This is a genomic window from Variovorax sp. LARHSF232, assembly GCF_052871435.1.
Genome location: NZ_JBIXJS010000003.1, coordinates 189,704 through 204,444, shown reverse-complemented (window position 1 = coordinate 204,444; position 14,741 = coordinate 189,704). Strand labels below are relative to the sequence as shown.

Genomic DNA, 14,741 nt, shown 5'->3' with positions numbered 1-14,741 from the left:
GGCTTTCTCTTGTTCAGCGCTGGAAGTGCGGCGGAATCTGCGCGTCCACATTCACCCAGATGCTCTTGACTTGCGTGTACTCGCGCATCGCGTCAAAGCCCATCTCGCGCCCGTAGCCGCTCTGGCCGACGCCGCCGAAAGGCGAGCCGGGGTTCACGCGCTTGTAGCTGTTGATCCAGACCATGCCGGCATGCAGGTCGCGGGCCACGCGGTGGGCGCGCTGCAGGTCGCGGGTCCACAAGCCGCTGCCCAGACCGTAGTCGGTGCCGTTGGCGATCTGCAAAGCCTCTTCATCGTTCTTGAAAGTGAGCACGGTGACGAAAGGACCGAACACCTCTTCCTGCGCCACCCGGTCGCGGTAGCTTTTGGCGCGCATCACCGTCGGCTCCACATAGCAGCCGCCCGCCAGTTCGCCGCCGGGCGATCGGCCGCCGGCCAGCAGCTCGCCGCCTTCGCTCTGCGCCACCTCGACATAGCTCAGCACTCGCTCGCGGTGCTGGGCGCTGGTGAGCGGGCCCATCTCGGTGGCATCGTCGAGCGGGTTGCCCAGGCGGATGGAACGCGCCAGCGGCACGAAATGCTCCAGAAATGCGTCGGCAATCTTCTCGTGCAGCATCAGGCGCGAGCCGGCAATGCAGGCCTGGCCCTGGTTGTGGAAGATGGCCCAGGCGCTGCCGTTGACGGCGGCTTGCAGGTTCGCATCCTCGAACACGATGTTGGGCCCCTTGCCGCCCAGCTCCAGCTGCACCTTCTTCAAGTTGCCGCTGCTGGCCTGCACGATGCGCCGGCCGGTGGCGGTGCTGCCGGTGAAGGCGATCTTCGAAATGAGCGGGTGCTCGGCGATGTACTGGCCGGCCACGCTGCCCAGGCCCGGCACCATGTTGACCACGCCGTCGGGCAGCCCCGCCTCGCGCATCAGCTCGGCGATCTTGAGCGAAGACAGCGGCGTGATCTCGGCCGGCTTCATCACGATGCAGTTGCCGGCTGCCAGCGCCGGCGCCATCTTCCAGCTGGTGAACATCAGCGGGAAGTTCCACGGCACCACCTGCCCGACGATGCCCACCGGCTCGCGCAAGGTGTAGTTGAGAAAGCCGGCCTCCACCGGAATGGTCTCGCCCTGGAACTTGTCGGCCATGCCGCCGAAGTAGCGGAAGCACGCCGCCGTGCGCGGCACGTCGAGCTTGCGCGAGTCGCGGATCGGATGGCCGGTGTCCAGCGACTCCAGGCGCGCCAGCTCCTCGGCGTTGTCCTCGATCAGGTCCGCCAGCTTCAGCAGGATGCGCCCGCGATCGGCCGCGGCCATGCGGCTCCAGGCCGGGAAGGCGCGCTGCGCTGCCGCCACCGCCAGGTCCACGTCGGCCTTGCCGGCCAATGCCACCTCGGCGATCACCGAGTTGTCGTGCGGGTTGAGGCTGGCCAGCGTCTCGCCCGATTGCGCATCGACGAATTTGCCGTCGATGAAAAGCTGGTGGCGGATCGGCGTCGCGAGGCCCGCGGCCTGCTGTATATCTTTGGGCGTCATGATGTTGTCTTGCCGGCCAGCCAGGGGTAGCGCTGCGTGTCCTTGCCGGCGTAGTCGGGGTCCAGGTAGATGAAGCAGCGCTGGATCAGGAAGTCGCGCACCTCGAACACGTCGCACCAGCGACCCGCGCCCCACTCCGGCACACCGGCGCGCCAGGGGCCGTCCGCATGCTCGCCGTAGCTCGTGCCTTCGCAAGCGAAGAGGTCGGTGCCGGTCATGATCCAGTTGAAGCCGGCGTAGTCGTGCCGGATCGACTTGCCGCGGCTGCCGACGTCGCCGAAGAGCTTGCCGATCTCTTCCCTGCCGTTGGCCAGGCCCCACTTGGGAAAGTAGACCTGCGCGTCGCCGGCGAACAGATCGAGGATCGAGCCGCCGTCGGAGGTGACGCCGCCGTTGTCGTAGGCCTTGAGATATTCGAGCGCCACCGACTTGCGCTGCTCGTTGGTCATGGGTTGATGGGAGAGGGCCATGGTGTGCCTCCTTGGCTTTGCCTCTAGAACGTCACCGGAATTTCGGGGCTCTCGCCCTTCTGGATCTCGTAGACCAGCGAGGGCGAGCCGTTTTCCCACACCAGCAGCATCGAGCGCTTGGGGCTGTAGCCCTGGTGCCGGCAGTAGGCGGGCATGGCGGCCATGTCGCCGGCCTTCATGATCACGCGGGCCATCGGCTTGCCGGTGTTCTTGTCGCCGCAGTCCCAATGGATCTCGTCGGTCATCTGGAAGAACCACTCGACCCGATCGTTGCCGTGGATGATCGGCAGGATGTGCTCCTCGGTGGTGGGGCACATGTAGCTGTGCTTGACGACCGAGGTGAAGCTGGGGTTCCAGGTCACTTGCGAGCGCGACAAGAAGGCGAACAGGTTGAAGGCGTGCACCTCGTTCTCGAAGCCCGGCTCCGGATGCAATTCCGGCTCGCCCTGCGGCACGTCGGCAAAGGCGCGATTGACCGGTGCGCCGCGCGCGTCGCTGCGCAGGTTCAGGTCGTCCTTCAGGCCCACGCAACGCTTGGCCAGCTCGCGCGCCCGGGTGATCTTGGCGGTGTTGCTGCCCTTTTTGCGGCCATAGGGCGTGCCGGTTTCCTGCGGGGCGGCGAAGGGGTCGAAGCTCTCGTTGGTCCAGTCGTCCAGCATGGCCTCGAAGGTGGCGCGGATCTGCGCGGTCGGGAAGTTTTCCAGCAAGTCGATGCCGGCTTCCTTCATGGTGCCGTTGTAGCTGCCGGCGTACAGGTCGACCGACTGGTAGTGGTTGACGGTACCCACCACGTCGTCGAAATTGACCCAGCCGTAGAAGAAGCCCCAGGCCACGTCGCGCATCAGCGCGCGCAAGAAGAAACCGATGTCAAGGGTGTGGCTCATCGGCCGCTTGTCGCGCGTGGTCCAGGTGATGTGCGCGAAGTACTCGTCGCGGCGAAAGCCGAAGCTGCCGAGCTGGAAGTCCTTGTAGCCAAGGGTGGCATCCGGCTGCGACGCGATGACCTTGGCGAGTTCGGTGGGGGCGTTCATGGTGCGTGTCTCCTCGATCCGGTTCATTCATTCATTCATTGCAGCTGACAGATCTCGGCCCACTTCTCGACCGAGAGATCGCCCTTGCAGGTCTGCAGCACGATCACCCCAGGCTGGGCGGCGCGGAACTGGTAGGCGCTGTTCTTGGGCAACAGGCCCTGGTGGCCGCGCGCGAGCTTCATCCAGCCCATCTTCTTGCCACGCGGCTCGCCCTCGACGAGCACGGCGCCGTTCTTCTCGGTGTCGCCGATCTGCTGGGCGGCATCGAGCTGCACCAGGTGCACCTCGACCTCGCCGTCCATCACCAGCGCGAACTCGTCGTGCGCGCAGGTGAACCAGGGCGACGTGCCTTCGGCGCGGATCGTCTCCAGCACGTAGATCTGGTTCTGCCCGAACACCACCTTCTCGTAGGGCTTGCTCTTGCTCGCGATGTCGAAGCAGTTGGACATGGCGTAGTGCCGCACGTCGTCGGAAATCGGCTCGACGCGGCCCTTCTCGTAGTTCTTCAGCGAACCGAAGCGGGTTTGGTAGGTGGCGCTCATGTGCGTGTCTCCTGAAGGTCCGTGTGTCATGCAGCAAGGGCTGCTGCGATGGAGCGAACTCTAGGGAGACACCTGGCGCGGCGGTAGGGGCCAGATCGACAGCGGATTATTCGAAGAAACAGAATGATCCGCAGGGTTTTCCCGGGCGCGCCGGGCCCTGCCGCGCGCAGGGCAAATTGCCAAACGAAGGCGCTTGCGCTACCTTTGACCGTTAGCTTTGGTCGATTGATCTGCCTGGGAGGCCTCCATGCCGCTGTACCTCATCGAGCGCAATTTCGCGGAACAGCTCGAGCTCAACCCGCCGGGCGTCTCCGCAATCGCCAAGATCAACGGCGAGGAAGGCGTGAACTGGCTGTTCTCTTTTCTCAGCGCGGACAAGCGCAAGTCCTACTGCCTCTACGAAGCGGCCAATCCGGAAGCGATCCGCGAGGCGGCCAGGCGCGCCAACGTGCCGGCCGACGTGATCATCGAGGTGTCGAAGTTCCAGCCGGAGCTGATGCTGGCGGCCGCCTGACTACCTGACGGCGGCGCCTGGCGCCGCGGGTGGTCAGACCTGACTATTTCGGCGAGGCGGGGGCAGGCCTACAACGGAAGCGTGGCTTTCGCGTCCACCGGACGCGCCACCCTTACCGGAGAGACGCCATGACCCCCGACACCCTTGCCCAATTCTCAACCGCCTTGCGCGGCCGCGTGGTGCAGGCCGGCGACGCCGACTACGAGGCGTCGCGCCAGGTCTACAACGCGATGATCGACCGCTACCCGAAGCTCATCGTGCAAGTGCGCGATGTCGCCGACGTGATGCAGTGCGTCAACTTCGCGCGCGAGCAATCGCTGCTGCTGGCCGTGCGCGGCGGCGGCCACAACGGCGGCGGCCTGGGCACCTGCGACGACGGACTGGTGATCGACCTGTCGTCGCTGCACGGCATTCGTGTCGATGCGCAGGCGCGCACCGTGCGCGTCGAGGGCGGCTGCACCTGGGCCGACGTGGATCACGCCACGCACGCCTTCGGCATGGCCACGCCCAGCGGCATCATCAGCAGCACCGGCGTCGGCGGCCTCACGCTGGGCGGCGGCATCGGCCACCTGACGCGCCGATGCGGGCTCACCATCGACAACCTCTTGGAAGCCGACGTGGTGCTGGCCGACGGCCAACTGGTCACCGCCAGCCCTGAAAGCAACCCGGACCTGTACTGGGCGCTGCGCGGCGGCGGCGGCAATTTCGGCGTGGTGACCTCCTTCCTGTTCCGCCTGCATCCGGTATCGACGGTGGTGGCCGGCCCCACCTTCTGGCCGCTGGAGGCGGCCGGCGAGGTGATGCGCTGGTACCGCGACTTCATGCCGCAGGCGCCGGACGAGCTCAACGGCTTCTTCGCCTTCCTGACGGTGCCGCCGGCCGATCCTTTCCCGCCGGCGTTGCACGGCCGCAAGGTGTGCGGCGTGGTGTGGTGCTACACGGGTGACCCGGAGCAGGCTGACGCCGTCTTCAAGCCGGTGCGCGAATTCGGCACGCCGCTGCTGCACGGCGTGCAGCCCATGCCCTTCCCGGCCTTGCAGAGCGCCTTCGACGCGCTGTACCCCAAGGGCCACCAGTGGTACTGGCGCGCCGACTTCGTCAACGAACTGCCGGACGCGGCCATTGCCGAGCACGAACGCTTTGCAGCCAAGCTGCCGACGATGCAGTCGACCATGCATCTGTACCCGATCGACGGCGCTGCCCATCGCACCGGCTCCGCCGATACGCCCTTCGCGTACCGCGATGCCAAGTGGGCCGAGGTGATCGTCGGCGTCAGCCCCGACCCGCAGGACCGCGCGAACATCACGGCCTGGACCAAGGACTACTGGGATGCGCTGCACCCCTACTCGGCCGGCGGCGCCTACGTGAACATGATGATGGACGAGGGCGAGGAGCGCATCCGCGCGTCCTACCGCGACAACTACGCGCGCCTGGTGCAGGTCAAGGGCCAGTACGACCCGGACAACCTGTTCCGCGTGAACCAGAACATCCGGCCGGCGTGATGAAGCGGTGCACGCGCGCCGGCCGCGAGCGGCTGTCGGCGCGCGCCGCCGAGGCGCCCTTCATCGAGTGCCCGTGAAGTAGTCGCCACATCCTCGCGCACCGCGCAACGCGGTTGCTTCAAATCTGGGTGGTTCGACCGTATCGCGCGCTTGGAGCGCGCCCTAATGTCCGTGCATCGCCCCGCGAACCGGAGTCGACCATGCCACGCTACCTCGTCGAACGCACCTTCTGCGCCCGCGCTCGCACCGGGACGGCCGCTGACGGCCGCGCCGCGGATCACTGCGACGAAGTGATCCGCGCCAATGCGCGCGAAGGCGTGACCTGGATCCACTCGTTCGTGACGCCGGACCGTTGCCGTAGCTTCTGCATCGTCGACTCTCCGTCGCCCGAGGCGATCCGGGTCGCCGCGCAGGCCACCGCCCTGCCGGTCGATCGCATCACCGAGGTGCGGGTCTTTGATCCGTACTTCCTCTGATCGGGCATTACCCATCAACGGAGGCCACATGAAATCTGTCATTCTGAAAGGTCAGTGCGCATTCGGGACGGCGGTCGTCGCAACATTGTGCCTGTCGGGTGCCATCGGCCCGGCTCGCGCCGACGCCGTGATGGACTGGAACGCGACCGCTGCGGCGCTGCCAATTGCGGTGCCGCCCGTCCATGCGCGTGTCATGGCGGCGATGCACGGTGCGGTACACGATGCCATCAATTCGATCGAGCCGCAGCACGAAACGTATCGCTTCCCAGTCGAGGCTCCCGCAGGCGCGTCGAAGGACGCCGCTGCTGCGACCGCCGCGCACGGTGTCCTCGCCGCGCTTGTGCCATCGCAGAAGGCCGCGCTGGACACCGCACTCGCCCAGTCGCTGGCGAAGATCGGCGACGAGCGCTCGAAAGCCGACGGCATCATGGTCGGCAAGACCGTGGCCGAGCGAATGCTGGCCTGGCGCGCCAAGGACAACTTCGACGCAAAGGCCGAGGACAAGCCGGGCAGCGGCGTCGGGGTGTGGCAGCGAACGCCCCCTGGACTCGCGCCGGGCGCGTTGCCGCAGCTGGGCGGCGTCACACCCTTTATGCTCAAGTCGGTCGGTCAGTTCGCCGCGAAGGGCAGGCCCGAGCTGACGAGCCGGGAGTTCGCACGTGATCTGGACGAAATCAAGCGCTTGGGGGGTCGCCACAGCACCGAACGCACGGCCGATCAGACCGCCGTGGCGTTTTTCTGGTCGGGCAACGAGATCCCACAGTTGAATGCCGTCGCGCGCGCCGCATCGCAGGCGAGAAGGCTCTCGATGCACGAGAACGCCCGCCTTTTCGCGCTGACGCACACAGCTGCTGCCGATGCGTTGATCGTCTCGTTCAGGATCAAGTACCAGGAGAATGCGTGGCGTCCGATCACGGCGATCCGGGCTGGCTACGGCGACGTTGCCTCCGATCGGAACTGGGAATCGCTGCTCATCACTCCCCCCCACCCGGACTACCCCTCCGCTCATTGCATCGCCGCGGGCGCCGTCGCGCAGGTGTTGCGCGATCTCTTCGGCAGCGACGAGGTGAAGTTCAGCTACGTGTTCCCGCCGGGTCTCGGGATGATGCGCAGCTACACCAGCCTCGCGCAGATCGAGAAGGAGATGGAGGACGCACGAGCGTTTGCCGGCATCCACTTCCGCAGCACCAACGAGCACTCCACCGAGCTCGGCCGTAGAGTGGGCGCATTTGCGGTCGCCAACCATCTGCGACCCACGGCGGCGTCGCGAGCAAGCCGCTGAGCGCCAACCGCTCTACTAAAATGCGGCACTGCGACGAGCGCGGCTGCGGTTGCCGATGCTCGCCGCACGGGGGGCCGAACCATGACGCTGCTCGAGCGCGATGGCTTGCTTGCGCAGCTGGATGCGCGATGGTCGCAGGCGCGCGAAGGCCCGGGCCAGCTGGTCTTCATCGAAGGCGAAGCCGGCATCGGCAAGACCACTGTGCTGCGAGCGTTTGCCGCTTCGGTGCGCGCCGACGCCCCGGTGTACTGGGGTGCCTGCGAGGCGATGGCGACGCCCAGGCCGCTCGGCGCCCTCGACGACATCGCCATCGACTCGGGCGGCAAGCTGGTCATTCCGCACGACGGCAGCGGCGAGCGGCATCGCCTGTTCGTCGCCTTCGTCGACTTGCTCGCCGAACGGCCGGCGCTGGCCGTTCTCGAGGACGTCCACTGGGCCGACGAGGCGACGCTCGACCTGCTGCGCTATGCCGGCCGGCGCATTGCCCGCACTCGTTCGCTCCTCGTCGCGAGCTTTCGCAATGACGAAGTCGTGCCGGCGCACCCGCTGCGCGCCGTGCTCGGCGATCTGGCAACGGCCGGGGCGCCGCGGCTGGCGCCGCAGCCGCTCTCGTTGGCGGCGGTGCGGTCGCTCTCGGCCGGAACTGGGGTCGATGCGACGGCCCTGCACGAGCAGACCGCAGGCAATCCGTTCTTCGTCACCGAGGTGCTCGCGGCAGCAGCGAAGGCCGTGAAAGGCGTTCCCGCCACCGTTCAGGACGCGGTGCTGGCGCGCGCGGGACGCCTGTCGCCCTCGGCGCGCGCCGTACTCGACGCGGCCGCGGTGGCCGGGCCGCGCGCCGAGGCCTGGCTGCTGCGCGAGCTGACGGCCGCCGAGAGCGGATCGATCGACGAGTGCCTGGCGACCGGCGTGCTGCGCGCCGAAGGCGCGGCGTTGGTGTTCCGCCACGAACTGGCGCGGCAGGCGGTGCTGCAGGCGATGGCGCCGACGCGAGCGATCGGCCTGCACCGGCTCGTGCTGCAGGCGCTTCTGCCGCGCGACGCGACGCGGATCGCCGCCCGGCTGGTGCTGCACGCCGAAGCTGCCGGCGACGTGGCCGCGCTGCGACACTGGGCGCCGGTCGCGGCGCGCGAAGCGGCGGCGCACGGCGCGCACCGGCAGGCCACCGCGCACTGGGCCCGCGCACTCGCACATTGCGAGCCAAGTGCCGAGCGCGCCGCGCTGCTCGACGCGTCAGCCGAAGACGTGCACATGAGCATCGGCCTCGACGAGTCGATCGCCGTGCGAAGCGAAGCGACGCGGCTGTGGTGCGCGCACGGGCGGCCGGACAACGCAGCGGTGTCGCTGGCGCGGCAATCGCTCATATTCCTGTACGCCGCGCGCAACGCCGACGCTGCGGCGGCATTGCGCGAGGCACGCTCGCTCGTCGCCGACCAGCCCGACTCACACGCGGCGCGCGTGGTGCGCAGTTGCGCCGCGTCGCTTTGCCAGTATCAACGTGAATCCGACGAGGCGATCGCCCTGGCGTCGTCGGTGCTCGACCAGGCCGGGCGCGAGGGCGACAAAGCCGAGATGGCGATGTGCTTGAAGACGATCGGCCGCTCGCAGGTCGACCTGGCCCGGGTCGACGAGGGCATCGCGACACTCGAGCGTGCGCTCGCACTGGCGCTGGGTGCCAACGAAAATCGAATCGCCAGCCAGATCTTCGCCAGCCTCGGGGCGGGTTGCGTCGACGCGTTCAGGCTTGCGGAGGCCGAGACGTGGCTGCGCAAGGGCATCGATTTCTGCACCGAACGCGACCTCGATGCGACGCGGCTGTGGCAGACGGCATGGCTCGCCCACGCACTGCTGGAGCAAGCGCGTTGGGACGAGGCCGCGGCGGCCGCGCATGCGGTGATCGCCGAGCCGAAAGCGACGGTGATCGCACGGATCGCGGCGCTGGTCGCCCTCGGCCGGCTGCGCGCGCGGCGCGGCGACCCCGGCGTCTGGAGCGCGCTCGACGAGGCGCGCGATCTGGCCGTGGGTACCGGACCCGGCCGCTTTCATGTCGCGCGGGTCGAGGCCGCATGGCTGGAAGGACGCGATCACGACGCTGCACGCGACGCTGCAGCCCAACTTCCGCTGGCAGCTGCCGCGCGACGGATCGATTTCGCTGCGCAACTGGTGTTGTGGTGCCGCTTCGGCGGCGACGAGGCGACGCCGATCCCCGACTTTTGCGCGGAGCACCCGTTCGCGCTCGAAGCCGCCGGCCGCTGGCAGGACGCCGCTGATCAGTGGCGCTCGCTCGGCTGCCCCTTCGAGACAGCGCGCGCCCTGGCACAAGGCGACGAGCCGGCACAACGCCAAGCTCTCGCCATGTTCGAGGAGATCGGCGCGAGGCCGATGGTCGAGCGGGTCCGCCAGCGCCTGCGCGCGGCGGGCGCGCGCGGCTTGCCGCGAGGCGCGCGGCGTTCGACGCGCGAACATCCCGCTGGCCTGACCGACAAGGAAGTGGCCGTGCTCGAACTGCTCGCGGCGGGACTGCGTAACAAGGAGATTGCGCTGCGCCTGCATCGGTCGGCGCGCACCGTCGAACACCACCTCGCAGCGATCTTTGTCAAGCTCGGCGTGGCGACGCGTGCCGAGGCGGTGAGTGCGGCCTATCGATTGGGCGTCGACGCAGCGAGCACGGTGAGCGCCTGAACCTGCTCACCGAAGCCGGCGGCCACGTGCAGCCCCCATTCGATGCAAATGCAGTGCACCTTCGCGCACTGGTGCGTGGCAAGCTACGCCCCCAACAGCCCTTCCCGCATCGCAAACGCCGCCGCCTCGGCCCGGTTCGAGGTGTAGGTCTTCTCCAGGATGCTGCGCACGTGGTTGGCGACGGTGTTCGGGCTGATCGCCAACGCCTGCCCGATCTCGCGGTTGTTGCGGCCGGTGGCCATCAGGCGCAGCACCTCGACTTCGCGATCGCTCAGGCCGCAAGGCCGCGCCGGCGGCAGCGCGACGCGCTCGGCCAGCGCCCGGATGCGCGGCGCCAGGGCGTTCATGCCCAGCGCGGTGGCTTCGGCCAGGGCTTGCGCCAGCAGCGCAGCCGCCCGCTCGAAGTCGCCGGCCAGCGCGCGCCGATGCAGCATCACGGCAAAGGCATAGCGGCTGTGCGCCAGCCACACGCGCGAGCCGCTTTGCTGGTCCAGCGCCAACGCGGCCTCGAAATGGCGCTGCGCCAGCGTCCATTGCCGCATCACGGCGGCCAGGCTGCCAAGCAGGCGGTCGGCCGCGCCCAGACAAGGCCCACCCGAGTCGGCCAGCAGGTTGGCGCCGGCATGGCCCTTGAGCAGCGGGTACAGCACGGCGGCGCGCGCGGCGTCCTCCAGGTAGACGCAGGTTTCGGCGCAGAACATGACGGCCGTCATCGAGCCCGCGTCGCGCGGCACGCGCGCTTGCTCCCATGGCAAGCTGTCGAACACCGCCTGGCACTGCGCGCGCATGTCCAGCTCGGCATACAGCAACGCCAGCCCGGGCTGCCAGGTCTGGGCGCTGGGCGTGGTGCGCACGAAATGCTCCAGCAGGGGCAAGGTCTCGGCCAGCCGCCCCTGCTCGCGCCGCAGGCAGAACATCTGCGTGCCGTAGACGCCCACGGCCAGCGCCTCGGCCACACGCCGCCCCATCGTCAAGGCTTGCGCGGCCCAGGCCTCGGCTTCGGCAAAACGACCCTCGTTGATGGCCACCACCGCCTCGACGCAGCGGCAGATCGATTGGTAGTGCAGCCAACCGGTGCGCTCCGTCAGGCGCAGGCCCTGGTCCCGCAGGCGCGCCAGGGCCGGCATGTCGCCCACGTGCAGCAGGTCGATCAGGTAGTAGGGCAACAGATCGACCACAAAGCCTGGCTGGCTCAGGTCTTCGGCAAGGCCCCAGGCTTCGCGTGCGGCGGCCAGGCGCTCGTGCAGCAGGTCGGGCCAGTAGACGGCGGAGGCAAAAGCGGCCAACGCCATCCGCAGGGCGCCCGGGTCGCCGATCTTGCGCGCCAGGGCGACGGCCCGGCGATGCGCCTCCTTGAAATCTTCCACGCGGTCGCAGTAGACATGAGCGCGGCACAGGTGCGCCAGCAGTTGCACCTGCAAGGCGTCTTCGCTTCGATGCAATGCGATGGCCTCGAGCAGCAGGGCCACCGCCGTTTCGCCGGAACGCGCCGCCGCCGCGTTGCTGCGCTCGAAGCCCACCGCGGCCCGGGCGAACAGCTGCACTAGGCCTTCGGCCCGCGCCAGGTCGGCTGCAGCCTGGTAGGCCGAAAGCGCCCGTTCCGCAGCGCCGAGGTTCAACTCGACGTCGCCCAGCTCCAGCAACAACGCGCATTGCGCCGACGTGTCCTTGGCGAAGTGCTGCCGCTGCAGCGCAAGCGCGAGCTGATACAGCCGCGCCGCCTCTTCGAAGGCCAGCAGCTGCGCCGCCCGCTGCGCCGATTGCTTGGCGTAGGCCAGCGCCTTCAGCGCCGCGTCGCCAGGGCCCGCCTCGCTGAAGTGATAGGCCAGCTGCGCCAGCACGCTGGGGTCGTCGTTTTCGCCGAAACGCCGCTCCAGCAGTTCGCCGATGCGCCGATGCAGCCGGCTGCGGCGCAGGCCCAGCATTTCGTCGTAGACGCACTCGCGCACCAGGGCATGGCTGAAGCGGAACTGCCGGCTGTGCGCAACCGGCTCGATCAACTGAACCGCCAGGGCCTCCTCGAGCGCGACCAGCACCTCGTCCTCCGATCGATCGGTGTCGAGCTGCGCCAGCAAGTCGGGCTCGAAGCTGCGGCCGATGCAGGCCGCGATGGCCAGCAGGCTGCCGGCCTGCACCGAGAGGCGGTTGAGCCGCTTGCCGATGACTTCGCGCACGCCGGCCGGAATGCGGTGCAGCAGGCGCGAATCGTCGAAGGCCGGGTCTGCCGGGTGCAGCCCTCGGGTGTCCAGCATGAAGCGCAGGATCTCCTCGAGAAACAGCGGGTGGCCTTCGGTGCGGGCGTGGATCGCGTTCACCAGTTGCGCGCTTGCCGCGCCGCCGGCGGCAGCGGCGACCAGTTCCTCGGTCTCGCACTCGCTCAGGCCGCCCAGCTCGATCCGGCTGAAGGCGGGCGAGCGGCCCAGCTCCGCCAGGGTCTCGAACAAGGGGTGCTGGCGCGAGAGCTCGGTGTCGCGGTAGGTGCCGATCACCAGCACGGCGCTTTCCTCGAGTTCCGCCGCCAGGAAGGCGAACAGGCGCAGCGAGGTCGCGTCGGCCCAGTGCAGGTCCTCGAAGATCAGTACCTGCGGCAGCCGCCGCCCGGCGCGGCGCCAGAAGGTGGCGACGGCGTCGAACAGGCGAAAGCGCGCCTCTGCCGTGTCGACCGCGCGGGCATCCGTTGGCGGCGCGACGCCCAGGACCTCGACCAGTTCCGGAACGATGCTGGCGATGTCTGCCAGCCCGGCGCCGAGCGTGCGGACCGGATCCGGGTCAGCGCTGCTGCGCAGGTAGCTGCGCAACAATTGCCGCCAGGGCCAGTAGGGCGGCGCGCCCGGCTCTTCCAGGCAGCGCCCCCACCAGACGGACGCGCCCTTGTGCTCGGCGCGGCCCGCCATCTCCTGCACCAGGCGCGTCTTGCCCATGCCGCCGGAGCCGGCCAGCAGCAGCACCCGCCCCCGGCCCTGGCGGGCGCTGTCGAGCGCCTTGTCCAGCTGGGCCAGCTCCTGCCGGCGCCCGACGAACAGGCTCGCCGGGCGCGGGCCGGCGGCGGGCCGCGCGGCGGGCGCCACGGGCGGCGTGGGCGCTTCGCCCGCCCTGCCGCCCATCTCGACGGCAAAGGCGTGGATCGGCGCATCGATGTTCTTGAGCTGCTGCTGGCCCCGGTCGGCAAAGGCCGCGCCGACGCGACCGCGGACCACGCCGCGCACCGCATCCGACACGATGATGCCGCCGGGCTCGGCCAGCGCCTGCAGCCGGGCCGCGACGTTGACGCCGTCGCCGTACACGCTGCCATCTTCTTTCTCGACCACGTCGCCCAGGTGCACGCCGATGCGAAAGCGCATGCGGCGCTCCGGTGCGACGCTGGCGGCGGCGCTCGCCAGCCCCTGCTGGATGGCCTGCGCCGCCTCGACCGCGCCGCCGGCCGTTTCGAAGACCGCCAGCACCGAGTCGCCCGCCATGTCGATCACGCGGCCCTGGTGCGCTTCGATCTGCTGGCGAAACACGCTGCGCGCCGCGTCGAGCGCGCTGACCGTCGCGCCGTCGTCCACCGCCATCAGGCGCGAAAAGCCGGCGGCATCGGCGGCCAGGATCGCCGTGAGCCTGTGTTTGACGGGTGGATCGTTCACCGGCAGCAACCCGGGAGCCGAGGAGTCGGGAAGTATCTGCCCCGCTGCCAGAGCGGTCAAACCTTGCGAGAGCGCTTCTCAGGCCTCGATCAGCGCCGCCGGGATCAGCCCCTTCTTGATCAGCGCCGCATCCCAGGGCGGGTCGTGCGCGAACTCGTTGCCGATGTGCTCGATGAACAGGCGCAGCTTGAAGGCCTTGCGCGAGGTGTTGGCATACACCGCGCTGAGCGGAAAGGACGAGAGCTGGTGCTCCGGCAGCACCACCGTCAGGTCGCCGCGCCGGATCGCGTCGCCCGCCACCAGGGTGGGCAGGCACACGATGCCGGCGTGCTCCAGCGCGTACTCGCGCAGCAGGTGCACGCTGTTGGTGAGCAAGGCGGCCGTGAGGTAGATGGTGATCTGCTCGCCGCGGTGGTGAAAGGTCCAGCGGTCGCGCGTCGGGTAGCCCGAGTACAGGCCCAGCGTGTGGCGATGCAGGTCGCGCGGATTCTCCGGCGTGCCGTGCGCCTCCAGGTAGGCCGGCGTGGCGCAGAACACCCGGCGCACCGGGAAGAGCGGGCGCGACACCAGCTCCTGCGAGGCGGCGGGGAAGATCTGCAGGGCGCAATCCACGCCCGCCTTCACCGGGTCGACCACCGCGTCGCTCACGATCAGTTCGAGCCGGATGTCCGGGTAGGTGGTCTGAAAGCGGCGCAGCAGCGAGGCGAAATGCCCCAGCACCAGCCCGGTGAGCGCATGCACGCGCAACTGGCCCGTGGGCTTGCCGCGCACGTCGCGCATCTGGTCGACGATCTCGTTGGCGCGGCCCACCAGCTCGGTGCAGTCGCGCAGAAAGGCCTGGCCGACGTCACTGAGCCGCACCACGCGCGTGCTGCGGTGAAACAGCGGCGCGCCCAGAAAATCTTCCAGCTGCTTGATGCGCGTGGTCACCACCGAGCTGGACACGCGCAGTTGCCGCGCCGCCTCGGCAAAGCTCTGCGTCTGCGCCACGCGCACGAAGGTTTCGATGCTTTGAAGTCGATCCACCCGCGCGACTGTAGCGCCGCGGGTGGGGCCGACAATGGGGAGAACGCAGGGCGCGTTCCCCGATGCGC

11 protein-coding genes are annotated in these 14,741 nt (G+C 69.0%); 5 read left to right on the top strand and 6 right to left on the bottom strand.

The genetic code is table 11. The annotated features are described in order from the left end of the window. Positions 1–13: 13 nt before the first annotated feature. The 4 genes from ACIPRI_RS09790 to ACIPRI_RS09775 are packed head-to-tail and all read right to left on the bottom strand — an operon-like array spanning position 14 to position 3,565. Complete coding sequence (locus tag ACIPRI_RS09790) at positions 14–1,477, bottom strand: aldehyde dehydrogenase family protein (protein WP_446621692.1); 1,464 nt, start codon at positions 1,475–1,477, stop codon at positions 14–16. A gap of 41 nt (positions 1,478–1,518) precedes the next feature. Next, positions 1,519–1,992: a nuclear transport factor 2 family protein gene (locus ACIPRI_RS09785; protein ID WP_446621241.1), complete on the bottom strand. Its 474-nt coding sequence runs from the start codon at positions 1,990–1,992 to the stop codon at positions 1,519–1,521. A 23-nt stretch (positions 1,993–2,015) separates the two neighbouring features. Beyond that, on the bottom strand, positions 2,016–3,023 hold the full coding sequence (locus ACIPRI_RS09780) for a hydroxyquinol 1,2-dioxygenase (RefSeq protein ID WP_446621240.1): 1,008 nt from the start codon (positions 3,021–3,023) through the stop codon (positions 2,016–2,018). A gap of 35 nt (positions 3,024–3,058) precedes the next feature. Further along, positions 3,059–3,565, bottom strand: coding sequence for a hydroxyquinol 1,2-dioxygenase (locus ACIPRI_RS09775; RefSeq protein WP_446621239.1), 507 nt, complete (start codon positions 3,563–3,565; stop codon positions 3,059–3,061). Positions 3,566–3,812: 247 nt separating this feature from the next. On the opposite strand from ACIPRI_RS09775, the gene ACIPRI_RS09770 reads away from it, so the two are divergent. From ACIPRI_RS09770 to ACIPRI_RS09750, 5 genes are all read left to right on the top strand, one after another. After that, positions 3,813–4,079 carry a DUF4242 domain-containing protein gene (locus ACIPRI_RS09770; protein ID WP_446621238.1) on the top strand — a complete coding sequence of 89 codons (267 nt, stop codon included), beginning with the start codon at positions 3,813–3,815 and terminating at the stop codon, positions 4,077–4,079. Between the two features lie 128 nt (positions 4,080–4,207). Further along, positions 4,208–5,581 (top strand): FAD-binding oxidoreductase, encoded by a 1,374-nt coding sequence (locus ACIPRI_RS09765; protein ID WP_446621237.1) that lies wholly within the window; start codon positions 4,208–4,210, stop codon positions 5,579–5,581. Positions 5,582–5,781: 200 nt separating this feature from the next. Further along, positions 5,782–6,057: a DUF4242 domain-containing protein gene (locus ACIPRI_RS09760; protein WP_446621236.1), complete on the top strand. Its 276-nt coding sequence runs from the start codon at positions 5,782–5,784 to the stop codon at positions 6,055–6,057. Positions 6,058–6,085: 28 nt separating this feature from the next. Beyond that, positions 6,086–7,339: a vanadium-dependent haloperoxidase gene (locus ACIPRI_RS09755; RefSeq protein WP_446621235.1), complete on the top strand. Its 1,254-nt coding sequence runs from the start codon at positions 6,086–6,088 to the stop codon at positions 7,337–7,339. 81 nt (positions 7,340–7,420) lie between these two features. Further along, the gene (locus ACIPRI_RS09750; RefSeq protein ID WP_446621234.1) at positions 7,421–10,021 is read left to right on the top strand and encodes an ATP-binding protein; all 2,601 of its coding nucleotides are present in this window, start codon (positions 7,421–7,423) and stop codon (positions 10,019–10,021) included. Positions 10,022–10,104: 83 nt separating this feature from the next. Here the strand turns inward: ACIPRI_RS09750 and ACIPRI_RS09745 are convergent, their stop codons facing one another. Further along, a complete protein-coding gene (locus tag ACIPRI_RS09745; protein ID WP_446621233.1) occupies positions 10,105–13,647 on the bottom strand; it encodes a helix-turn-helix transcriptional regulator in 3,543 nt (1,180 codons plus the stop codon). Between the two features lie 78 nt (positions 13,648–13,725). After that, positions 13,726–14,673, bottom strand: coding sequence for a LysR family transcriptional regulator (locus ACIPRI_RS09740; protein WP_446621232.1), 948 nt, complete (start codon positions 14,671–14,673; stop codon positions 13,726–13,728). Positions 14,674–14,741 lie beyond the last annotated feature (68 nt).